We start from the raw sequence: 21,638 nt of genomic DNA, 5'->3' as shown, positions 1-21,638 counted from the left end.
GAAAAAAATCCGAGTGCAGTGAATACACTCGGATTTTGACATGCTGTAAGGATCGTTCAACTGATCATTTTTTCGTTAACTGATCAGCATTAGGCTTTACGCCTCGTTTAGTTTCCTCTTCTGCCTTAACGCCACTTTAGCAAACGGCCTAACTTGGAGGGGTGATAGGACCAGCAATGATCAAAGATGGTCATGAGATCAGGGTTACCGTATTTCGACAAGCTGACTGCATGGAAACGGTTTTTGTGCTCTTTCAGTTTATTGATACGTTTCAGCATTTCTGTCGGCTGTGACGGAGCAATAAAATCTGACAATACAACCAAATCTGCATTTTTGTACTTCTCCCCCAGCATCAAATCGATCGACTGATCCAATACTGGCCCGAGATCGGTCCCACCATGAAAACTGTATGACAGGAAGTTAAGCACTTCTCGTAACCCATCTTGCTTGGTCAGTTCATAGGTAATTTGCTGGGTAGAAAACATGATGACATAGCAATCGCGATCTTCCGCTAGCGCAATTTGCATCAACCCGTAGGCTAACGCTTTGGCACATTGTTCAGGAAACCCGTTCATGGAACCGGACGCATCAATACACACGATGAACGGGCCTTTATCCTGCTCAACCTGCTTAGTTTGACGCTTATACGCTTTCACGCGACGCAGTTTGCGCTGTGCCCCTTGCATGCGGTAATTCAACAAACGCTTATCGACAAGATGCTTATAAAACACCACTTCTAACTCAGGGTATGCCAAAAACATGGCTTCGTTAGGCAGCAGTTTGGAAAGATCATCGCTCTCATGGATCCCTACGATATCGTCAGTGACATTGTCACTTCTCTCTTCCACCATTTTCACATCTTCAGCACGTACCCTTTCCTTATTTGGATCGTCGATTTCATTCGCCATGCGACCGAGCTTTTCCGCAATCTCTTGCAGACCGTTGTTTTTCTTCAGGAAGGTCGCCATCGCCTTTAACGTGCCCACGTCTGTTTTAGTCAGCTTGGCTTTTGCCATGTCCCATAGGCGTCCGGCTTTTTTCTCATCCCCACCTTCTGTCACTCCATCCATCTGCTTCATGGTTTCAATGCGTTGATAGAGGTCGGACAATAGCTTTTCTTTGTGTTGCTCAAGTTCGCAAAGTTGCGCTTCAGTCAAGGCCTGAGTCAGGTACTGATACCACTGATGACAAAAGAAGCGTTGAAACATCGGGTTATGTTTCTGGTTTTCTTTTTCTAATAACGCTTTGGCTTTGAAATAGAACGCGGATTGGCCTTCGAGTTTTTTTACCACCTCATCCGCATGGTCGACAAAGTATGCCGCTTCCCACTGACAGGCTTCCTGATAGAGGGCTATTTCACGTTGAAATTGATCTTCAACACTCACCTTAGTGATCCGTTGTTGTACTTGTCCTCGCCATTTATTCACTTGCCGCTTCATGGCAGACTTAATACCAGGGTTCGATTCTGCCGCCATGATGATTTGCGGCTGCATCATGAGATCGTGAATTGCATTGTCGATAATACCAGACTCACTCAGCATCAACGCTAAGTTCATACCTTCAGAAATGGGCATAAGGGCTATGACTCCTCAGGCAAAATATTCGGACAATTGAGTAATGCGAAACGCATTTTTCTCAATCATGACTTTCAGGTCATGCACCGCGTCCGTGGCAAGCGACAAACTGTGTTCAATTTGTTCCGGCAATTGCGGATCAATAAAGCTATGGGGGAGCGCACCGTGGAAACTGCTGCGCGACATTTTTAAATTATGCTCAGCATCCACCGCTTTTTCAGATGCGCGTTCAGCGTCTTTCAACCAGTGTGCTTGTTGGGCTGCGGTGATCCCATGCTCACCTGCAATACCCACTAATACCGCTCGGTTCGCAATGTCTTTGATCACCAATCGTTGCTGCGCATCCACTTCAAATTGGAAACGGCAAAGATGGGTATTTTTATTCACAAAGCCATACATATCACATTGGCCAGATTTGATTTTCTTTTCAAATTCGTCGCCGTCCACATAGACCCAACGACTGTCCCCTTTTTCTTGTTCTGAGACTGACGGGTTATGTTGTAGCATCACCAATTTGATCATGCGGGGGTTGTGATTCACGTTATAACGATTTGCGGTCGAGAAATCGTATTTAAACCATTCTTTACGCATCATGGTTTCACGTGTAAACGTGACGCAAAGATCAGTCAGAATTTCATCTTGAATATCATTAATAATCACTTGTGCTTCATTGGCACTGACTTGTGCTGCTTCCTGATTGAATGCTTTTTGTGTAGAGAACGCCTGAATAATGGTCTGTATAACCTGTCGTGATTCAGGGCTATTCCACATACAATCGCGCAACAGCAGTAAATCCAGCGGGTTGATGGCATCACGGCCATTATAAAAAGCACTGGCTTTCAGCAGGCGTACCGATTTTTTCCAGCGACGGTCAGAGATATACAGCTCACTGTCTTGCGCATCAATCTCATCGACCTGCTCTGAACGTGATTCAATCATGCTTTTTAGCTGATAGATTTTCTCAAAAATCTCATCAGAGAGCGTGACGTTATCAATGTGCTGTTGCCAATGGGTGTACTCTTCATCGGTAATGGCCAAGCCCGGTTCAAGCTGTTCAATAGACGGTCCTTCTCCCATGAGCATCGCTTTAAAATTTTGCTTTTCCTGAATACGATTAACAAACACACGCACTAACATTCGGTCATACAACGCATCTAAGCCGCTGTCTTCATCGGGCAATTCATTGGATGCCGTGATCAACAACCGCATGGGTACAGGTAACACCTCTTGCCCATTTTTAAACGTTTTCTCGTTAACCACCGTTAGCAGTGTATTCAAAATGGCAGGGCCAGCTTTCCAGATTTCATCCAAGAAAACCACTTGCGCCGTTGGCAGATAGCCGTCCACCAAACGGACGTATTTACCGTTATCTTTGAGCTCTTGAATAGAGAGAGGGCCAAAAACTTCTTCTGGCGTGGAAAAGCGGGTCATGAGGTAATCAAAGAATTGGCTGTTATCGAAAGCTTGGATGAGGCGTTTAGCAATGAGACTTTTTGCGATGCCTGGCGGCCCTAGCAAGAACACACTTTCCCCTGCCAATGCGGCAAGCAGGCACAACTTAATCGTTTCTTCTCGCTCATAAACACCATTTGAAAGCGCTTTGATAAGTTTCTGAATCCGTTCTGAAACGAGCGCTTTATTGGGTTGAGCACTGCTAGCCATTTTGAGCATATTTCCGACCTCTTATCGTTAGCGCATCCCTGTGTACTACACTCTATTCAGAATAGACATAAACACCAAGATGTTACAATCATGTTAAGCGAAATAATTTGTTACAGTCTTTATATATCAAAGAGATCGCTATACCTCTAGGGCACAATCTTTGTTTCCATAAATGAGATCTGATTAACAGATTTTTCGGTCACCATCTGTCTACAGCGTAATGGACTCTACTGCCGTTAACATCCCCCCACTCAATGCTCAGAAATACGATGGTAATTATCATAATAAAACGTGATTTTAATCACCTTTGGTGGGTGCAAGATGGTACGTTTCATTTTATGTATGAAGGAAGGTATCGGAATCTCACCCTCGCCATTTACCAAGGGGTCAGTATCAACTCAAACTCTCCTGTTACTAACATAGATAATCGACTAACGCGTTATTTATTAAGAAAAAAATGTAAACACATTGTGTGCTATTTGGGGGTTTGCCATGATAGCGCTAATTTAGAATATGAGTACTGCTCTGACCATGAACTCCCTGTCTCAACTGCCGACCCGTCTGATCATCATCATCTGCCTTGGTGTGCTGCTGTCCGCCTTAGTGCCATCAAATGGGCAGTTAGCTATCGTCGTCTCGATTCTGACACTGGTGCTGATCATCATGCTGTTACGGGAAGATTTCGGCAGTGACATGCGCTGTTGGATGATGTTGGCGTTGGGGACCTATTCCATCGGGGTACTCGCCGATATTCTCGATGAGGTACCAGAACTGGATAAGCATTGGCTGATCCATTCAACCGATAATATTTTTATGCATATCGGTGTTTTTTTGATTTGTTTCTGTTTTATCAAAATGATGTCGTCACGACGTGAAATCATCGACAAACTGCATCACCAAATTCAGGTTGCCCACCAATTAGAGGAAGTCCTCAGTCGCTTGGCCCTTGAAGATGATCTCACTGGACTGCAAAACCGCCGAGCGCTATTCCGCAGTTTTGACCAAATGGCCTTTACCCATGAACGCGGCGTGCTGGCCTATATCGACATTGATAATTTCAAGCAAGTCAATGACACGTTTAGTCACACTTGTGGCGACCAATTGCTGATCACTATCGCGAAAGCCTTATCAGACACGGCGCCGACAGGGAGTCATATTTATCGCATTGGCGGTGACGAATTTATCGTGCTACTTCCGTCAGAAGACACGGAAAACAGTCAGTCGTGGTTGAATACATTATACGATGCGACACAGGCAACCCGTGACTACTACAATATCGACCTCAGCGTGGGTTTATCCCCTTACTACCCCGGAAACCTAAGCGATCCTGGCGCGATTTTAGCAAAAGCAGATAAAGCCATGTACAAAGAGAAAATGGCCAAAAAGGCGCCTGTCACCTAATAAGTGCATTCATCGCTGTTTTTCCATACACTCTCTGCGGCATTGCCTTTTCCCGTCACTTTTTCACATTAGTGTCATAGTCCCGTAATAGCATGGGCGCCATCGTTATTCTGGTGTTTATTTGGAGAATGTCATGTTTACCAGAACCACTTTGTGCGCATTATTATCGGGCATGTCTTTCGCGGTTACCGCGGAAGAGACGGTGACTATCACCGGCTCAACCTCTGCCAGCCATATCGTTGAAGTCTTAGCGGAAACCTATCATGCACAAACGCCAAGCGCTGACATTGAAGTACAAGGCATTGGCTCTTCTGCGGGGATTCAGGCGCTAAAGCAAGGCGTGGCAGATCTGGGAATGAGCTCCCGTTATCTCAATACCGATGAAATCAAACCCGACGTCGACACAGTGGTGATTGCGCACGATGGCATTGCCTTAGTGGTACATAACAATAACCCGGTGGGCAACCTGACAAAGCAGCAGGTAGAGAAAATCTATCACGGTGAAATCAATAACTGGAAAGACGTTGGCGGACCCGATTTAACCATGGCGGTTGTAAGTCGTGAAAATGCCTCCGGTTCTCGCTTCTCGTTTGAAGATTATATGAACTTAACCCAGCAGATTGATGGCCAAACTGTCTCTGACATTAATCCGCGCGTATTGGTGGTGAACACCAATGGTACGGTGAAAAGCTTGGTATCTCGCAATGAACACGCCATTGGCTACATTTCGTTGGGTTCAATTGACGATTCAGTCAAAGCCCTTTCTTTTGACGGTATCCACCCTACGCTAGATAACCTCGAATCCGGCGAATATAAAATTTCACGCCCCTTTTTGATGCTGTACAAAGAAAAGAAAGTGCCAAAATCAGCCAAGGCCTTCGTCGATTATGTAGTTTCTCCTTCTGGTCAGGCGATTGTCGAAAAATACAACTACATGCCAGCCCATCAGTAATTACTTCTAACTCTGATCAAAAAAGTGTTCTGACCCAAAAAGCCGAGACACGTCCACCTAAATAAGAAGATGTGTATCGGCTTTCTAGCTTCTATTCGACCGGATACCGGTACACACTGCCCCACTCCGTCCATGAGCCGTCATACACGGTCAAATGCTTACGGCCGGCAATATCTGCCGCCAGCGCCAAAATACACGCCGTCACTCCCGATCCACAGCTAAATATCAATTGCTGTTCAGGATCGCTCAATGCATCAAAGCGCTGTTGTAACTGCGAAGCGGGCAAGAAATGTCCGTTATCAAGTAACTGGCTAAAAGGCAAACTGTTGGCATACGGCATATGGCCGCTACGCACACCATCGCGGGGTTCTGGCTGCAAACCATAAAAACGTTCAGCCGGTCTGGCGTCAAAAATCTGGTTTTGCGGATCGCTCAATTTTTGGTGTAGCGTATCACCGTCAATCACCCATGTTGGATCATAGTGCGGGACAAAATCGGCTTTTGGCACCGGCTCCGGTGTCTGTGTTTCCAGCGCATATCCGGCTTGTCGCCATGCAGGCAAACCACCGTCAAGCACCGCAACCTGTGTATGTCCCATCACCCTAAACATCCACCAAACACGCGGCGCGGAAAAGATCCCTTGGCTATCGTACACCACCACTACACTGTCGTTACTGACACCCAATACACCCACTTCTTGCGCAAACACATCGGGGGTTGGCAGCATATGCGGCAATACCGCATTCACATCTGCAATTTTCTTATCAAAATCGAAATATTGCGCACGAGGAATACGTTGTTGTTGCCATTCGGCGTAGCCATCACGTGCCACAGCAGGCATAAACCAACTGGCATCCAGCACAACTAACTGCGGATGATCGATATTTTCAGCTAGCCACTTGGCGGATACCCGCGATGAGGGAAGAATTAACGCTGACATTGCTTATTCCTTAGCATAAAGAGAACCATCATCACAAAGCTTGCCCTACAAAAGGCGAATATGTAGCGATGAAACAGTACAATTAGATATGATAAACCCAATAAAGGTGGTGTTAGTAATATACCGTATGAAAATACCCGTTTCGATGCACAAAGCTTCGAGGAATGAAGCTTCGAGGCGCGAGGCGTCGATGTATTCAACGTTACGGCATTCACGTTAACCACCCCACCGTGAAGACACCTTCATGTTGTATCAAAGGATTGTCAATGACACAATTTTCTCGCGCAATGTTTGCTTGCTGTGTACTCATGGCTCCCCCGGTCTCTGCGTTTAGTGCTAGCAGCGTCTCATTTTCGATGGATAACGACGGAATCGTCGGTACAGACCAAAACTATACCAACGGCGTTTTTTTTGAATTCAATGCCGCGCCTACACCTTCGTTAACCACGCACGCGCCGACACCAATTCGCCAAGTGGCCGGCCTGTTACCCCTCAGTGATACTGCACAACAAGGCTGGAGTGTGCGTCTAGGGCAACAAATGTGGACGCCGGAAGACATTGAAGCCACAGAGCCCGTCGCCAATGATCGTCCTTACGCCGGTGTCCTGTTTCTGGAAAGCGGTATTTATCAGTACACCTCCACCTATGCGGATAAGTTTGATGTCATGCTGGGGATCATTGGTCCCAATGCGTACGCAGAGCAAAGTCAGAAGTTTATTCATGAAATTATCGGCTCTGATGACCCTATGGGATGGGATCACCAAATTGAACAGGAGATCCTACTTAATCTCGGTTATCAAGGTCACCGCCTGCTCACCCGTCAACCCGCACATGGGTTGGAAAGCTATGAACTCAGCGCAGTGGGTCGCGTGAATGCCGGTAATTATCAAAGTGAAGCAGCGATTGGCGGTGTACTTCGTTGGGGGAATCATTTAGCCGATAACTTTGCTACGACAGGGTTCAGCCCGGGTAAATGGGTTGATGTCGGTATGTTATCGTCCAGCGCATCGGGGTATTTCTTCTTTGCAGGTATCGAGGGCCGATACCGTTTCAATGACATCACCATTGAAGGCGACAGGCCGGACAATGTGCCTGATACCCATATCGAGCACTGGCAAGCGACAGCGGTATTGGGTGGCGTGTATTACCAGCCAAGATGGGGCGCGAGTTTGAGCTTTGCGACAAATTCGTCTGAGTTCAAAGAAGATGAAAGAAACTCTACGTCGATGGGATCGCTGGAAGTTTTTTGGCGATTTTAAGCCGCCGTTTTGCTGTCATCCATAAAAGAGAATTGTCGCTTTTATTCCATTTAAATCAAATTATACCCTGTGCCGCACAGGGTGTAATTCAAGCCTTCTTTACGCCACTGACTGCACCAGTGCAGAGATCCCCGCGGCATCCAGTGTTCCGGTTGCAGCACGCTCAGCAATCTCTTCAGGGGTAAACAGCGTGCCGTCATACACCACGACAATACTGGTATCCCCCGACTTCAAAAACGTGGTTTCACCGTACTCTGTATAGCGGGTCGCGCCAATACTGATGATCGCTTGCGTCGGGTAACCCGCATTGGCCAAATGCATCGCAATGTGTTCGGTTGGCCCCACATCCTGTTGGTTGTTCATTCTGTCGATGATCCAATCCAGCAACTTTTCATGGAAGTAGCTGTAGCCCAATACTGGACTGTCTTCGCCATAACGATGCAATTCGCCATCACGCAGGTGGAAACTGGCGATACGGTAGGCATCCAATTCGCCCCCTTCAGACAAGGATGACACTGGGATCAACTTCTCAGATAACCCTTTGGTATTCGCACCCCAGTTTTTCTTTTCGCTGATTTTTTTCGCATCCGGCTTTCGAATGGAGCAATCGTTATACGCCGCGAAATGCGTAGGCGTCAGGCCGACAACACGCTCACCGTCGTAAAGAATGTCACACAATAGCGCCACTTCTGGCTCAATTTGCAGATTGTCCGCATCGTTCGGCGGCACAATGGTGTTATGTGACAACGGGTACGTTGATAAGAAACCGGCTTTTTCCGATGGCACATAAAACGGAAAGATGGCTTTCGGCTGAATCGCTTCTTTCACTTCGACCGCAAGGAAGTCTTTGGCTTCACCCGCTTGCTCTAGATGGCCCGCAAAGTTGCCCGCCACCCCAAAACCAATCACATGTTGATATGACATCCATTTATTCTCATGTTCTGCAAAATAGACGCTATTTTAGCGACCAACTGCGTAGTAGCACGAGAAATAGCTCACAACCCTGACGATTACTTACCCTGCATTGTCATGCGAACACAAAGTTGTAAGCAATAATTAACCGTCATTTAACATGCGTTTATTTTTCTGTATGCTTTTCATACAACGAAACAGGATGTTTCGGCAAAAAAAAGACAAGACAAGACAAGGAGTCACAACGTGATGCAAAACCGCAATACTTCGTTCCGCCCTCATTTACTGGCACTGTCAATCGCACTACCCACTGTTGCCCTGTCGACATTTGCAACCGCGGACACCCTAAGTACAAATGCAACAGTTAGCCCTGAGCCGTTCAGCTCTGCTTTGCTCAACTCGCCATTACAAACCAAAGTTATGAACGGGGAAGTGGCGAAAGATATCGCCAACGATTTACTGCCTTGGCAAGCCGCTATTCAAACCAATGTATGGCATGGCAGCTATTATTCAGGCTGTGGTGCTGTCATCATCAGTGATTACTGGGCAGTCACCGCTGCGCATTGTCTTGAGGCAGCTGCTGAATTAAGCGACACCCTTATTGCTGGCACCACCTACATTCCCAATTCACGTGGCGAAGCAGATACCGTTGAGGCCCAATACCAATTCAACATCGTAGAAAAAATCCTGCACCCGGGTTACAACGGTGTCTATGACCTCGACTTCGACCTCGACCACGACATCGGTTTAATCAAAGTTGACCGTCCACTCACCAGCGTGGCAAAACCCATCAAGGTCGCCTCACCTCAAGAACAGCTTGAAGCCAATCAAGCTTTCAGTAATAGCTGGAATCCCACGGCCTATTCAACCGGTAATTTGATCGCCTCTGGCTGGGGTAACACTGAACCTGCATTCCTGCAGCCCGATGAGCTGATGGTGGTCACGCTGGCGGGTATCCCGATGGAACAATGTGATGCGGGACTCCCCCTAACGGCATCCTCTCACTTTGTTTGTGCTGACAGTAATACCCCTGAGATCAAAAAAGACGTCTGTGCGGGTGATTCCGGTGGCCCGTTAGTTTGGCAGAACCCAAACCATGCCAGTGATGCCGATTTCGGCTTGCGCGTGGTCGGCGTGACTAGCTTTGGCCCTTACTGTGAAGAAAAATACAATGGCAACCCGTTTGCCCAAACAAACGGGTTGTACACGGAATTAGCGGCTTACTATGACTGGATCATGAGTGAAACAGGGCTTGATTTGAATGGTCAGTCCCCATCCACATTCAGCCTTAACCCGTTTGAACATGTCCGTAATGACGTCCCAACCACTGATGGCGGCGATACTGGTAGCGGAGAAACGGGTGGAGAAACCGGTGGTGGCACGGATGAAGGTAAAGAAACAGAAACCAGTACCTCAACATCATCCGGTGGTGGCAGCATGCCAGCCACTTTCCTCGCTACGCTGTTAGCGCTGGCATACTGGCGTCGTAAAAACTGATTGAGTACCCATGTTGTGGCACCTCCCCCTTGCCGTAATATGGGTATCTCAAGCTAACAAAAAAGCGCCCGAAGGCGCTTTTTTTATGTCTATCAAAAACGTATAGCTCTAGATGTATGGATTTGCATAGACATCTGTCTACATACGCTTCTGATAGGTATTACTCATCATCCAATTCAACCAGTTTGGTTGAACCACCGTGGAACTTCTCACGCTGACGCTGTACCAAGGCAAAGAAGCCCGGGATCAGGAAGGTACCGGCCAGCAATACGCACAGCAAGCCCCCTGTCAGAGAAATACCCAAGGAGTTCTGGCTGATGTGGCCCGCGCCAGAGGCGAAAACCAAAGGCAGAATACCCAAGATGAACGACCAAGACGTCATGTTCACCGCACGGAAACGCAAGCGACCACCACGTACAGCGGCTTGCTCGATTTCCAACTCTTTCTCTTCACGTTCAATTTTGGCAAATTCAACAATCAAGATGGCATTTTTCGCCGCCATGGCAATCAGCAGGACTAAACCAATCTGTGCGTACAGGTTCAATGGTGTGCCAGTAAGGTTCAAGGCAAGGAAAGAACCTAATGTCGCGACAGGGACCACCAAAATGATTGCCAGCGGAATACTCCAGCTTTCATACTGCGCCACCATGAACAAGTAGATAAAGATCAGTGCCAACGCAAAGGCATAAATCGCTTGGTTACCCGCTTGGACTTCTTGGTAAGCCATGCCTGTCCACTCGTACTGGTAACCCTGCGGCAGCACTTCCGCCGCCACGCGTTCCATCGCAGCAATGGCATCACCACTGGAGTAACCCGGCGCTGGCGAACCTTGGATCACCACAGAACGGTACATGTTGTAACGCCATGCCACATCCGGCTCAAACACTTGCTCCACGGTCGTCAGCGTGCTCAATGGGATCATGGTGCCATTGGCAGAACGCACATGGAAACGCTCAAGGGCATCCAGATTGTCACGGAAATCACTGTCCGCTTGCAGCGTCACACGGTAGTTTTTACCGTACATGGTGAAATCATTGACGTACATGGAACCCAAGTTACCCTGTAGCGTCTGGAAGATATCAGTCAGTGGAATGCCCAACTGCTTGGCTTTTACACGGTCAATGTCCACGTAGTAATGCGGCACATTGGCACGGAAGGTACTAAAGGTATATTGGATTTCAGGTTGCGCGTTCGCCTTCTTGATCACCTCACCCATCACATTCGCCAAGTCAGTACGACTACGGCCTAATGTATCTTCCAGTACAAATTCAAAGCCAGATGCCGGCCCCATTCCCGGCACCGCAGGGGCACCCATGGCGAATACCACCGCTTCCGGTAAATTCATCGCAGCACGGGCGTTAATTCGACCCGCGATAGCAAACGAAGAATGATCCCCTTCCATCGCATTTCGCTCATCCCACTCTTTGAGTTTGATGAACAACGACGCACCATTAGATGCCGCCGCACCGGTTAAGAACGCAAAACCGTTCGCGACCGTGATCCCTTCAATGCCCGGCTCTGTCGCCAGCATATCTTGCAACTTCAACGTGGTCGCTTCAGTACGCGACAGTGAGGCGGAATCAGGCAACTGGACATTGACCAGCAAGATCCCTTTATCTTCCGTCGGTACAAACGCCGTCGAGGTCGTTTTCGACAAGTACGTTACCGCCCCCACCGCAAGGGCAAAGAACGTCATCAATAACGCTACTTTGCGCACCAAGAAGCCGGCGACAGAACCGTATTTCACGGTCACTTTATCTAAACCACGGTTGAAGATTTCAAACCAACGAGACGTATTGCCGCCACCTTGCTTCAGTACCAACGCACACAAAGCCGGTGACAAGGTCAATGCATTGATCGACGAAATCAATACCGAGATACAAATCGTCAATGCGAACTGGCGGTACATGATACCGGTGATCCCTGGCAACATGGCCACAGGCAGGAACACCGCCAACAATACCAAGGTAGAGGTGATGATTGGCCCCGTTACCTCTTTCATTGCCAGCAAGGTCGCTTTACGCGGCGTCAGGCTTGGGTCACGTGCCATGTTGGTATCAACGTTTTCGATAACCAAAATGGCATCATCCACCACGATACCGATCGCCAAGATCAATCCGAACAAGGTCACGGTATTAATGGTAAAGCCCGCAGCCAGCATGACGGCAAATGTACCGATCAACGATACAGGAATGGCCACGACCGGGATCAAGGTTGAACGCATGCTGCCCAAGAACAGATACGTCACGGCAATCACCAACAAAATCGCTTCAATCAGGGTTTTGACCACCCCTTTGATCGACTCAGACACGAACAACGTGGTGTCATAACTGGTTTCATACGCCAAGCCATCCGGGAAGTTTTTGCTCAAACGATCCAGCATCGTCATCACAGCTTCACCACTTTCCAACGCATTCGCGTCAGATTGCAGGTTCAACGTCACAATCGATGCAGGCTTATTACGGAACTTACCGTTACCATCGTAAAACTTCTTACCCAGTTCAACGCGTGCGACATCTTTCAGGTACACCATCGAACCATCGTTATTGGCTCGCAGTACCACATTCTCAAATTCGTCAACGGTCTCAAGTCGACCTTTGGTCACGAGGTTAAACTGCACTTCCTGCGCCGCACTGTAAGGGGCTGCACCCACTTTACCGGCCGCAACCTGTACGTTCTGCTCAGACAGTGATTTATGTACATCCGACGTGGTGAGTCCCAAGTTCGCCATTTTCTCAGGATCTAACCAGACACGCATGGCGTACTCGCCACCACCGATCACGTTCACTTCACTGATCCCTTTCACGCGCGCCAACTGGTCTTTCACGTTCAGGTTAATGTAGTTGACCAGAAATTTATCGTCGTACAGATCATCCGGAGAGTAAAAGTTCAGCACCATCAGCAAGTCAGGGGAACGCTTTTTCACCGTCACGCCGACCATACGCACTTCTGCCGGTAGCTTAGATTCAATCTGCGCCACACGGTTTTGCACGTTCACCTGCGCCATGTCAGGATCGGTACCGATATCAAATGTCACGTTCAGGCTATAAGAACCGTCATTGGCGCTTTTTGAAGACATGTAGATCATGTTTTCAACACCATTGATCGATGCCTCGATCGGATCGGCGATGGCCTCTTCTACTACCTCTGCACTCGCACCTGAATAGAATGCCTTCACACCAACAGAAGGCGGGCTAATTTTCGGGTATTCCGCCACAGGCAGGTTCATTGCCGCAATGGCACCCGCCAAGGTCAGAATGATAGAGATCACCAGCGCAAACTTTGGGCGCTGGATAAAAAAGCGACTTAACATGATTACCCTTTCGCCTCTTCATTTTCGAGTCGCACTGTCACACCGTTACGCACACGCTGCAGCCCTTTGGTCAGCACCTTGTCGTCGGCGTTCATGCCCGATGCAATGATGATCCCGTGTTCTGTCTGTGGTCCTAACGTCACATTGCGGCGTTCTGCCACATTACCGTCAACCAATACCATAACAAAATCCCCTTCAAGATCGCTTTGCACCGCACGACGCGGGATCACAATGCGCTCAACCGGTGTTTTCTCTCGCAGGAAAATCTGAACATGCTGACCTGGCAACAATGCCTGAGCGGTGTTATCAAAACTGGCGCGCATCGCAATCGTACCGGTATTCAAATCAATACGGTTGCCGATGTAGTCCACCGTGCCGACTTGGTCATATTGTTCGCCGTTTGAAAGTGTCAATACGACTTCCACATCGTTTGAGCCTTTGCCGGCACCGTCTAACGAGTCAATACCTAAATCAAGGCGCTGACGCTCACTGACTTTGAAGGATGCCTGGATCGGATCAAGGCTCACTAACGTGGTTAACACGCCTGCGCTCGGCGACACTAAATCACCAATACTCACTTTACTGTCGCTGATGCGACCCGTGAACGGCGCCACTATGCGGGTATAAGAAAGATCCACCTCTGCTGATTTCACTTGGGCTTTGGCGGCTTTTAACTGCGCTTCGGCATTCAGTTTTTCGGCAGTAAGGCGGTCATACTCAGATTGGCTGATGCTGCCTTTCGGTAGGAGATTTTCACCACGCTGCCAGTCAAGGTTGGCACGTTTGAGCATAGCTTCTGCCTGAGACACAGACGCTTGCGCGCTGGCAAGACGCGCTTCATACGCGGCAGGTTCAATCACATACAGCAACTGACCTTTTTCGACCTGCTCACCTTCTTTAAACAAACGCGACTTCAGGTAACCCGATACCTGAGCGGTAATGGCGACATCTTCCATCGCTTCCGTACGCCCTACAAACTGTTTGCCTTGTTGGTAGTCAATCACGGTGACAGGTTGTGCCGCCACCAGCGGCATCATCGCGGCAGGTTGTCCTGTCGCCTTCTCTCCACATCCCACAAGCAGACTGGTACTTATGAGTGTTGCGAGCATCAGTTTTTTATTCATATTGCCGACCATCTTAAAATTTGTAATAAAAGCGCAAGAGGTTTGTTAACCTGTCATCATTAGCATTATGGAGAAACATGCCTCGCCACGCGTAAATGTGTAATATGTTGATGTATTTTGCTGAAAAATAGCATTAAGGCTTTAATAGAAGCTGAACAAACGCGGGGATAAGAGAAGTTTTTTGCTTCAAATGTATCAAAGTGTTTCATGTTGTATATTTTTATGCATTAGAGCTGAACACCCTGCATTTACTGCTTATAACTCATTGCGTTATCATCGCACCAATATATACCTAGGATGCATATTAAATGGATTACCTACCGATATTTTTGTCATTAAAGGATCGAAAAGTCATCGTTATTGGCGGTGGGGAAGTCGCATGCCGAAAAATCGACTTATTAAGGAAAGCAGAGGCGAAGATCACGGTTGTTTCCCCTGCTCTGCACCCCTATCTGTCAGGACTGGCAGAGAAAGATGAAATAACATGGATTAACAAATTCTATACATCAGATGATTTGGAGGGGGCCTATCAAGTCTGGGCGACCACCAACCAGCGAGCACTGAATCATCAGGTTTACAATGATGCGCAAGCACATGGATTATGGACCAATGTGGTCGACGATAAGGACTTTTGTGATTTCATTACCCCCTCATTGATCGATCGCACGCCAATCCAAGTCGCGATTTCCAGTGGCGGCGCTTCTCCGGTTTTGGTTCGCTTCTTGCGTGAAAAACTCGAAACGCAATTGCCGCAAAATCTGAGCCTGCTAGCAGCGTACGCCGGCCAGCAACGTGACCGTATAAAGCAATACTTCAATACCGTGGATGAACGCCGCAAGTTTTGGGAGCTCTTTTTTCGTCATCCCGGTGTAGAACACGCTGACAACATGGACACCTTAGAGGCGCATTTTCAGCAACTACTCAGCGACAATGCAGAGTCACTGGCAGGGCTCTATTTGATAGAAACCGGTAACGATCCTGAAATGCTGAGCTTGAAGGCCTTACGCCTGATGCAGCAGTCAGAGTTTGTGCTGTTCCCTAAAGGGGACGAAGATGGGATCTTTGTTGATTTGTGCCGTCGCGATGCCGATCGTGCGCCTTACACGGCAGACACGTTGGCCGATCAGGTACAACAAGCCCTCAACGAAGGGTTACGGGTTTGCGTGTTAGCAGACAAGGCACAGGCGGCAATATTGTTTGCACCGTTATTACATCATCGCTACGCGCAATACATTCCCACCGTGTAGCCCTGCCTCCGACTTAAATAGGTATGTGTCACGGCACATACCTATTCATCATTGCTTATCTACACAGCTCTCTTTATACGTGATACAAAAAATACACGGCATCACCCAGTGTTCATAAATATTAACACAGAAAAATTCAAGTGAGCACACAAAAAAAGTCATAAAATGCTAAAATTGCCTAAAAGGTATTTCTTCTTTTATCAAAACAGGCAACATCGAAATGCATGATATCACTACTCTTATCGTCACCGTATTCATGGGCTTTTTTGCCATGATGAACCCCATTGCCAATACCGCCGTTTTTGTCGGGATGACAGGCAACCAAACACCACAACAGCGCAGAAATACCGCAATAAAAGCCTTAACGACCGCCTTTTTTATCATTGCGGCATTTTGCTTGCTCGGAAAAGGGATCTTTGATGTGTTTGGCATCACCCTACCCGCACTGCGACTGGCCGGGGGGATTTTAGTGTTTCTGGTGGGTTACCATATGTTACAAGGTAACGCATCGAAGATGCATTCGACAGCCGCATCAGCACCGTCCGCCGGTAATGGCACAGCCAGTGAAGAGAGCAATAATAAACAAGATGATGAAGACGATGGCAAAGATATCGCCATCTCCCCGCTTGCTCTCCCTATTCTGGCGGGCCCTGGAACCATTGCAACGGCGATGAACTACTCGGCATCCGGTGATATGCTGCACATTGTCATCACCATCGCGGCATTTGCCACATTGTGCTTAATCACCTTTGTCTGTTTCTTGTTTGGCCCTAAGCTGGTGGATAAGATCGGCGAAAGCGGAATCAGCATTACGACCCGCTTGATGGGACTGATTTTAACCGTGATTGGCATGCAAATGCTTATTCAAGGCGTGCACGATGCCTATGCGTTATTCCAAACCACAGGCTAAAACGCAACGTCCTTAGCCTCACCTTTTGGGTATTAGCCAAGAGAAATCAAAACACAGAAGAGGCAAAGGATATAAGGGAAAGCCTGCATTGACAGGCTTCCTTCTCACGCTACCTTCCACACTGCTTATTTGTAATCGTTCATTGGCCCCGCATCCATCAGTACATCCACCTCCCCGCGTGCATTACGGACAAGTTTCGGCCGATTTTCTGAACCAGAACGGCTGTAATATTCGAGCGCTTTAATGATCACCCCCTCAGGCGTATTAATGATCATACCCGGCACACACGTAAAAATAGAATCATCCCGATTGGCATTGTCGGCTGGAATAACGATCTCTGTGCCCTGATGATTATCTATCATCATAGACACTTTGTAGCGATGAAATGAACCTGACCCGTTCGACTGGGCGGAATAAGCCACTGGCACGACGGCCTGAATGTTGTCATTAAGGCGAATGCGTATTTCTTCTTTGCTGGTACTGGGTTTCGACTGGAAAAAGCCGCCTTTTGCCTGCTTTACGTCCCCACTGTGGCGAACGGCCCCATTGCCAAAATCTTTTAATGGCATGACACCCTGTGCACCAAACATCGCCACATCAACTTGTGTACCATCGGTTAAAAACACCAATGCATACACGTCATAGTCGGTACCGCTATTCCATGAAATGGAGGCGGTAATTTCAGGGGTTTTCTCTATCAACACAGCCTTTCGCCCTTTCGATAGATCGACCCTTCCGCTCACTTTTTCCAAATTGATCGATGACACCGGTTTGCCCGCTGAGACAGGAGGGGCAACCGGAGGAGAGACAGGTGCTAACGTCACTTCAGGCTCTGGTGCAGCATCCACCTCAACACCATACAACGCGCATAGCCCTGCTAGGCCACTGGAAAAGCCCTGCCACACGGAACGCAATTTACATTGGCCATTACGCAGGTAAACCTCTGCCACGGTAATGCCTTTCTCGCTACTAAACGCTTCTGGTTTTAGGGTGATAACCGTACCATTGCAATGCACTTCTGCAATCAGGTCTAACCCCGCAAAACCGATACCGTTATCTTCCGTTAGTGTAATTGCCACTTTGGCAATATGGCTGGCAGCATCATGCAAAGCAAAATCGATTTGATGGACTGTCATCGTTGACTGCACAACGGGCGGTACAAAAGTCGCCAATTTATCAGGATCTGACGGTTGATTAAAAAACACCATACCTTCGTCACCGCGTACTTTTCCTGTTGTATCCAACAAGAACGCCGTTAAGTTCACATCAACCTGTGACGACGTTACGTGCTTAATATAGAGCGTCCCGTGCGAAGCGGATAACGCACAATTACCGCCTTTTTGTAATTCCATGTTTGTCCCTTTTCTACTGCCGTGAGTGACTCATTCCCTTTACCTCAGTGCCAACAAACGCAGATTGCTATGCACCTGACAGTACTGTGCGGCACAATGTAATGCATGGCATTATTCACTTGAAGACTCAGCATTCACAACAGACATAACAGGGCCATCCTGAAAATCATGACCGACCAAGCAGTTTACGGTTTCTACCTGTGAATACCGACCAATTAAAACGCTCTTCCCTCACATTATTCACCCGAACAACACCCCGTATTCGTTCAAAAAAGTGTCAGTTATTTTTACACCCCTAGCACGCACGCAAAATAAACCATTGATTATAAAGAATGTAAATATTGGCACTAAAACTGCTTTTATATAAACACAGTGCACACGCACTCAGTTTTAATATCAAAGGGAGAATGGTAATGAAAAAATTAACCTTAGTTGCGTTGTGCATGAGTGCTCTTTCCTTTTCTGGCTATTCAAATGCTGCCGTCATGTATGACGTTGTCAGTGCGACCTCAAAAAATTGTTCGGGTGGTCCTCATGGTGTCTGGACCAATAAAAACACGTTTTCAGGCGGTAAATGCGGACAATATTTTGATATTCAAGAAGGTAAATTCACGTTTTACAACGACCACAGCGATGAAAATATGTGGACAGCATCCTTAACGATGACCGCCAAAAACCCATTCAATGACATTGCGGAAGTTAACATGGACTTCCACACCTTCAGTCATAAAGAAGCCTATAAAGGGGGTGGCGGCGGTAAAGACAATACCGGTACGGATCTAAATACGACCCCAACACCGGGTAATGGTGATATTGATTTCTTTACAGGGATTGGGGCTGACAGTTACATCAAGATCACGAAAAATGATTCTACCGAACACATGTATGACTACCTGCGCCTGTTTGGCTCAAAAAAAGGGATGCCGCTTGTTTTTCAATTCGGTGATGGAGCCAGTGATAAGCGGGATGACAAAAGCTTACCGCTTATTTTCGGGGGAGCGGCGTGGCTACTACCGTATGCCGGTGCAAAAGGCAGTCACCATTGGGATCTGAATTTACACTTTGTCGACCCAACCGTTTTTTCTGTCCCTGCGCCATCATCACTCGGTGTCTTTGGGGCCGGTGCACTCGCCCTCGCCTTCTGGCGTCGTCGTCAAACGCGATCATAGCCAAGATCAATAATACGCGTGCATTCTCCTTAAACAAAAACGGCGGTATTGGTTACGCACCAATACCGCCGCTTCTCTGTTTTCTACAACATTATGACTCGCGATTAAACCAATCCAATTTCTCATGCAACGCCGTGACACTTCCCACCACAATCAAGGCTGGACTTTTCGCCTGCTTTGCTACGTGAGGCAGTGCCTTCAAATCGCAACGAAACACGCGTTGTTCGCGGCGTGTGCCGTTTTCAATAATGGCGCATGGCATGTCGTTGGCTAAGCCATGAGTTAACAGTTTATCCGCAATGTACCCGCTTTGCTTCAGACCCATATAAAACACGAGGGTCGCATTTGACTGTGCCACGGCCTGCCAGTCGATCTCTTTTCCGTCTTTTTGCACATGGCCGGTAATAAACTGCACTGCTTGTGCGTGATCACGGTGCGTGAGCGGAATCCCCGCATACGCGGTCGCTCCCGCCGCGGCCGTGATACCCGGCACGACTTCAAATCGAATATTATTTTCGGCCAAGGTTTCAAGCTCTTCACCGCCGCGCCCAAAAATGAAGGAATCGCCGCCTTTCAGACGCACCACACGCTTTCCTTCTGAGGCTTTATCCACCAGCAGTTGGTTGATCTGATCTTGCGGCACACAGTGATAGTCCAATTGCTTGCCCACATAAATCATTTCCGCCTGGTCATTGGCCAAGGCCAGAATATCTGCCGACACCAAACGGTCATACACCACCACATCCGCCTGTTGAATCACGCGGTACCCCTTTACGGTTAACAGATCCGGATCGCCCGGCCCCGCGCCAACTAAAGACACCAAACCACTGTGTAAAGACGTCATACGTGTAGTCATCACAACACCTATCTATGCAAATTTGAGAATAAAAAGAGGCACTGTGGTGCCAATGCCGCTTGTTATTATCACTTTCTATCAATCTGTTATCGCGTATCGCCTCATACCTACGCAGCATAAGGCGATACACATTTTATCTCACAGTATCTCGTGATTATTTGGTGGCCAACACGCCTGCAGCCTGTGTTTCTGTTTCCGTGCTGATTGCTGGCGCCGTTTTAGCGTGCGTCAGGTAAAGCGGAAGACACGTGAACAGCAACCCACCCACAATGTTGCCCAGAATGGTCGGGATCAAGTTGAAGTTCAACCATGTTGCAACACCGAAGTCAGCACCCAGCATCATCCCCAGTGGGAACAAGAACATGTTCACAACGGCGTGCTCAAACACAAGGGCAAAGAAGATGAAAATCGGTAGCCACATCGCGGCAATTTTGCCAGCTACCGTGCGTGCCGTCATGTTACCAATCACGCCTAAACACACCATCAAGTTACACAGAATGCCGCGTACAAAACAGGTGATCCAACCGTCCATGCCAAGATTCTCAAAACCAACGGTACGGGCAGTGGCAATAGCAATGAACTTCTGGCCGACGGCGTTCGGTTCCATACTGAAGTTCATTGTCAGAGACAGCGCAATCAACCCCGCGACGAGCAATGATCCCATCAGGTTACCTAAGCCTACCCAGCCCCAGCAACGCAGTACTCGCCCCCATGTGATACCCGGACGGTTTTCAAATTTAGCCAACGGCGCTAAACCAAATACCCCCGTGACCAAGTCATACCCCATTAAACTCAAGATACAAAAACCAACCGGGAACACGAGTGCCCCGACAATCCCGATTCCAGTCTGTGTGATGGTGGTAATCGCGACGACCACCGCCAGTGACAAGATGATCCCCGCCATCATGCCACGCAAAATCAGGTCCCGCGTGCCTGTGCGTACTTTTGCTTCGCCCGTGTCAATCATTGTCTGGACGAACTCTACCGGTTTTAAGTAAGACATCATGTCTCTCCAATAAGTTGAAATTAAAATAAAATTGAATAGTGAAAGGCTGTCTGTTTCTGTTTTATCCCTGTTGAATAAACAGGAACAAGCAGCCTTTGAGCTATTGAATCTTCACCGCACTGTCGTGTTTACACGCTATGCGGCAATTTCAACGCTCCCTTTGGTCACACGGGCTTTATACGCTTTCACGCTAAAGCGCGCGTCTTCCATACACACCCCGGTTGAGAGGTTAAAACGCTGTTTTTTCAGTGGGCTCGCCACCCATAATTCACCTTGGTGTTCACAGATCAAACCGCGAGACAACACGTTAGATTGAAAGAACGGGTCGGTATTACTGATGGCCAATACCGCTTCCGCGTCCGTCGGACGGAACACCGCGACTTGCTGGCCATTCACTAATGCACAGACTCCCGTCCCCGGAACGATATCGCTGATAGCGCAGATTTTTTCAAATGACATAATCA

Annotated in this window: 17 protein-coding genes; 7 read left to right on the top strand and 10 right to left on the bottom strand. The window is 48.0% G+C overall.

Features of this window, described 5'->3' with window-relative positions; genetic code table 11:
- Positions 1–125: 125 nt before the first annotated feature.
- The gene (viaA, locus tag ACSF8W_RS08490) at positions 126–1,574 is read right to left on the bottom strand and encodes an ATPase RavA stimulator ViaA (RefSeq protein ID WP_500846668.1); all 1,449 of its coding nucleotides are present in this window, start codon (positions 1,572–1,574) and stop codon (positions 126–128) included.
- Positions 1,575–1,589: 15 nt separating this feature from the next.
- On the bottom strand, positions 1,590–3,245 hold the full coding sequence (locus ACSF8W_RS08485; RefSeq protein ID WP_500846667.1) for an ATPase RavA domain-containing protein: 1,656 nt from the start codon (positions 3,243–3,245) through the stop codon (positions 1,590–1,592).
- A 504-nt stretch (positions 3,246–3,749) separates the two neighbouring features.
- On the opposite strand from ACSF8W_RS08485, the gene ACSF8W_RS08480 reads away from it, so the two are divergent.
- Positions 3,750–4,637: a GGDEF domain-containing protein gene (locus tag ACSF8W_RS08480; RefSeq protein WP_500846665.1), complete on the top strand. Its 888-nt coding sequence runs from the start codon at positions 3,750–3,752 to the stop codon at positions 4,635–4,637.
- Between the two features lie 133 nt (positions 4,638–4,770).
- On the top strand, positions 4,771–5,589 hold the full coding sequence (locus ACSF8W_RS08475) for a phosphate ABC transporter substrate-binding protein (protein WP_500846664.1): 819 nt from the start codon (positions 4,771–4,773) through the stop codon (positions 5,587–5,589).
- 91 nt (positions 5,590–5,680) lie between these two features.
- On the opposite strand, the gene ACSF8W_RS08470 is transcribed toward ACSF8W_RS08475, so the two are convergent.
- A complete protein-coding gene (locus tag ACSF8W_RS08470; protein ID WP_500846662.1) occupies positions 5,681–6,529 on the bottom strand; it encodes a sulfurtransferase in 849 nt (282 codons plus the stop codon).
- A 266-nt stretch (positions 6,530–6,795) separates the two neighbouring features.
- Between ACSF8W_RS08470 and ACSF8W_RS08465 the strand changes: the two genes are divergently transcribed.
- The gene (locus tag ACSF8W_RS08465; RefSeq protein WP_500846660.1) at positions 6,796–7,788 is read left to right on the top strand and encodes a lipid A deacylase LpxR family protein; all 993 of its coding nucleotides are present in this window, start codon (positions 6,796–6,798) and stop codon (positions 7,786–7,788) included.
- A gap of 99 nt (positions 7,789–7,887) precedes the next feature.
- On the opposite strand, the gene ACSF8W_RS08460 is transcribed toward ACSF8W_RS08465, so the two are convergent.
- Positions 7,888–8,712, bottom strand: coding sequence for a DUF5718 family protein (locus ACSF8W_RS08460; protein ID WP_500846658.1), 825 nt, complete (start codon positions 8,710–8,712; stop codon positions 7,888–7,890).
- A gap of 237 nt (positions 8,713–8,949) precedes the next feature.
- Between ACSF8W_RS08460 and ACSF8W_RS08455 the strand changes: the two genes are divergently transcribed.
- Entirely contained in the window at positions 8,950–10,197 is a 1,248-nt protein-coding gene (locus tag ACSF8W_RS08455) for a serine protease (RefSeq protein ID WP_500846727.1), read from the top strand.
- Positions 10,198–10,357: 160 nt separating this feature from the next.
- On the opposite strand, the gene ACSF8W_RS08450 is transcribed toward ACSF8W_RS08455, so the two are convergent.
- Entirely contained in the window at positions 10,358–13,510 is a 3,153-nt protein-coding gene (locus ACSF8W_RS08450; protein WP_500846656.1) for an efflux RND transporter permease subunit, read from the bottom strand.
- A gap of 2 nt (positions 13,511–13,512) precedes the next feature.
- Complete coding sequence (locus tag ACSF8W_RS08445) at positions 13,513–14,634, bottom strand: efflux RND transporter periplasmic adaptor subunit (protein ID WP_500846654.1); 1,122 nt, start codon at positions 14,632–14,634, stop codon at positions 13,513–13,515.
- 308 nt (positions 14,635–14,942) lie between these two features.
- Between ACSF8W_RS08445 and ACSF8W_RS08440 the strand changes: the two genes are divergently transcribed.
- Entirely contained in the window at positions 14,943–15,881 is a 939-nt protein-coding gene (locus ACSF8W_RS08440) for a precorrin-2 dehydrogenase/sirohydrochlorin ferrochelatase family protein (protein ID WP_500846653.1), read from the top strand.
- Positions 15,882–16,101: 220 nt separating this feature from the next.
- Complete coding sequence (locus ACSF8W_RS08435; protein WP_500846651.1) at positions 16,102–16,791, top strand: MarC family protein; 690 nt, start codon at positions 16,102–16,104, stop codon at positions 16,789–16,791.
- 125 nt (positions 16,792–16,916) lie between these two features.
- Here ACSF8W_RS08435 and ACSF8W_RS08430 read toward each other — a convergent pair whose 3' ends face one another.
- Positions 16,917–18,143 carry a TerD family protein gene (locus tag ACSF8W_RS08430; RefSeq protein ID WP_500846649.1) on the bottom strand — a complete coding sequence of 409 codons (1,227 nt, stop codon included), beginning with the start codon at positions 18,141–18,143 and terminating at the stop codon, positions 16,917–16,919.
- A 413-nt stretch (positions 18,144–18,556) separates the two neighbouring features.
- Between ACSF8W_RS08430 and ACSF8W_RS08425 the strand changes: the two genes are divergently transcribed.
- Positions 18,557–19,312: a PEP-CTERM sorting domain-containing protein gene (locus ACSF8W_RS08425; RefSeq protein WP_500846648.1), complete on the top strand. Its 756-nt coding sequence runs from the start codon at positions 18,557–18,559 to the stop codon at positions 19,310–19,312.
- Between the two features lie 91 nt (positions 19,313–19,403).
- Here the strand turns inward: ACSF8W_RS08425 and cobA are convergent, their stop codons facing one another.
- The 3 genes from cobA to nirD form a co-directional block, all read right to left on the bottom strand.
- The gene (cobA, locus tag ACSF8W_RS08420; RefSeq protein WP_500846646.1) at positions 19,404–20,168 is read right to left on the bottom strand and encodes a uroporphyrinogen-III C-methyltransferase; all 765 of its coding nucleotides are present in this window, start codon (positions 20,166–20,168) and stop codon (positions 19,404–19,406) included.
- Between the two features lie 154 nt (positions 20,169–20,322).
- Positions 20,323–21,171 carry a formate/nitrite transporter family protein gene (locus tag ACSF8W_RS08415; protein WP_500846725.1) on the bottom strand — a complete coding sequence of 283 codons (849 nt, stop codon included), beginning with the start codon at positions 21,169–21,171 and terminating at the stop codon, positions 20,323–20,325.
- 138 nt (positions 21,172–21,309) lie between these two features.
- Entirely contained in the window at positions 21,310–21,633 is a 324-nt protein-coding gene (nirD, locus tag ACSF8W_RS08410) for a nitrite reductase small subunit NirD (RefSeq protein WP_500846644.1), read from the bottom strand.
- Positions 21,634–21,638 lie beyond the last annotated feature (5 nt).

Source organism: Photobacterium sp. 270122K (assembly GCF_059941365.1).
The sequence above is the reverse complement of the archived record's forward strand: the minus strand, read 5'-3'. Positions and strand labels throughout refer to the sequence as shown.

Excerpts from the sequence above, each read along its gene's own strand:
- viaA (WP_500846668.1), bottom strand. The coding sequence starts at position 1,574 with ATGCCCATTTCTGAAGGTATGAACTTAGCGTTGATGCTGAGTGAGTCT.
- ACSF8W_RS08485 (WP_500846667.1), bottom strand. The coding sequence starts at position 3,245 with ATGCTCAAAATGGCTAGCAGTGCTCAACCCAATAAAGCGCTCGTTTCA.
- ACSF8W_RS08480 (WP_500846665.1), top strand. The coding sequence starts at position 3,750 with ATGAGTACTGCTCTGACCATGAACTCCCTGTCTCAACTGCCGACCCGT.
- ACSF8W_RS08475 (WP_500846664.1), top strand. The coding sequence starts at position 4,771 with ATGTTTACCAGAACCACTTTGTGCGCATTATTATCGGGCATGTCTTTC.
- ACSF8W_RS08470 (WP_500846662.1), bottom strand. The coding sequence starts at position 6,529 with ATGTCAGCGTTAATTCTTCCCTCATCGCGGGTATCCGCCAAGTGGCTA.
- ACSF8W_RS08465 (WP_500846660.1), top strand. The coding sequence starts at position 6,796 with ATGACACAATTTTCTCGCGCAATGTTTGCTTGCTGTGTACTCATGGCT.
- ACSF8W_RS08460 (WP_500846658.1), bottom strand. The coding sequence starts at position 8,712 with ATGTCATATCAACATGTGATTGGTTTTGGGGTGGCGGGCAACTTTGCG.
- ACSF8W_RS08455 (WP_500846727.1), top strand. The coding sequence starts at position 8,950 with ATGCAAAACCGCAATACTTCGTTCCGCCCTCATTTACTGGCACTGTCA.
- ACSF8W_RS08450 (WP_500846656.1), bottom strand. The coding sequence starts at position 13,510 with ATGTTAAGTCGCTTTTTTATCCAGCGCCCAAAGTTTGCGCTGGTGATC.
- ACSF8W_RS08445 (WP_500846654.1), bottom strand. The coding sequence starts at position 14,634 with ATGAATAAAAAACTGATGCTCGCAACACTCATAAGTACCAGTCTGCTT.
- ACSF8W_RS08440 (WP_500846653.1), top strand. The coding sequence starts at position 14,943 with ATGGATTACCTACCGATATTTTTGTCATTAAAGGATCGAAAAGTCATC.
- ACSF8W_RS08435 (WP_500846651.1), top strand. The coding sequence starts at position 16,102 with ATGCATGATATCACTACTCTTATCGTCACCGTATTCATGGGCTTTTTT.
- ACSF8W_RS08430 (WP_500846649.1), bottom strand. The coding sequence starts at position 18,143 with ATGGAATTACAAAAAGGCGGTAATTGTGCGTTATCCGCTTCGCACGGG.
- ACSF8W_RS08425 (WP_500846648.1), top strand. The coding sequence starts at position 18,557 with ATGAAAAAATTAACCTTAGTTGCGTTGTGCATGAGTGCTCTTTCCTTT.
- cobA (WP_500846646.1), bottom strand. The coding sequence starts at position 20,168 with ATGACTACACGTATGACGTCTTTACACAGTGGTTTGGTGTCTTTAGTT.
- ACSF8W_RS08415 (WP_500846725.1), bottom strand. The coding sequence starts at position 21,171 with ATGTCTTACTTAAAACCGGTAGAGTTCGTCCAGACAATGATTGACACG.
- nirD (WP_500846644.1), bottom strand. The coding sequence starts at position 21,633 with ATGTCATTTGAAAAAATCTGCGCTATCAGCGATATCGTTCCGGGGACG.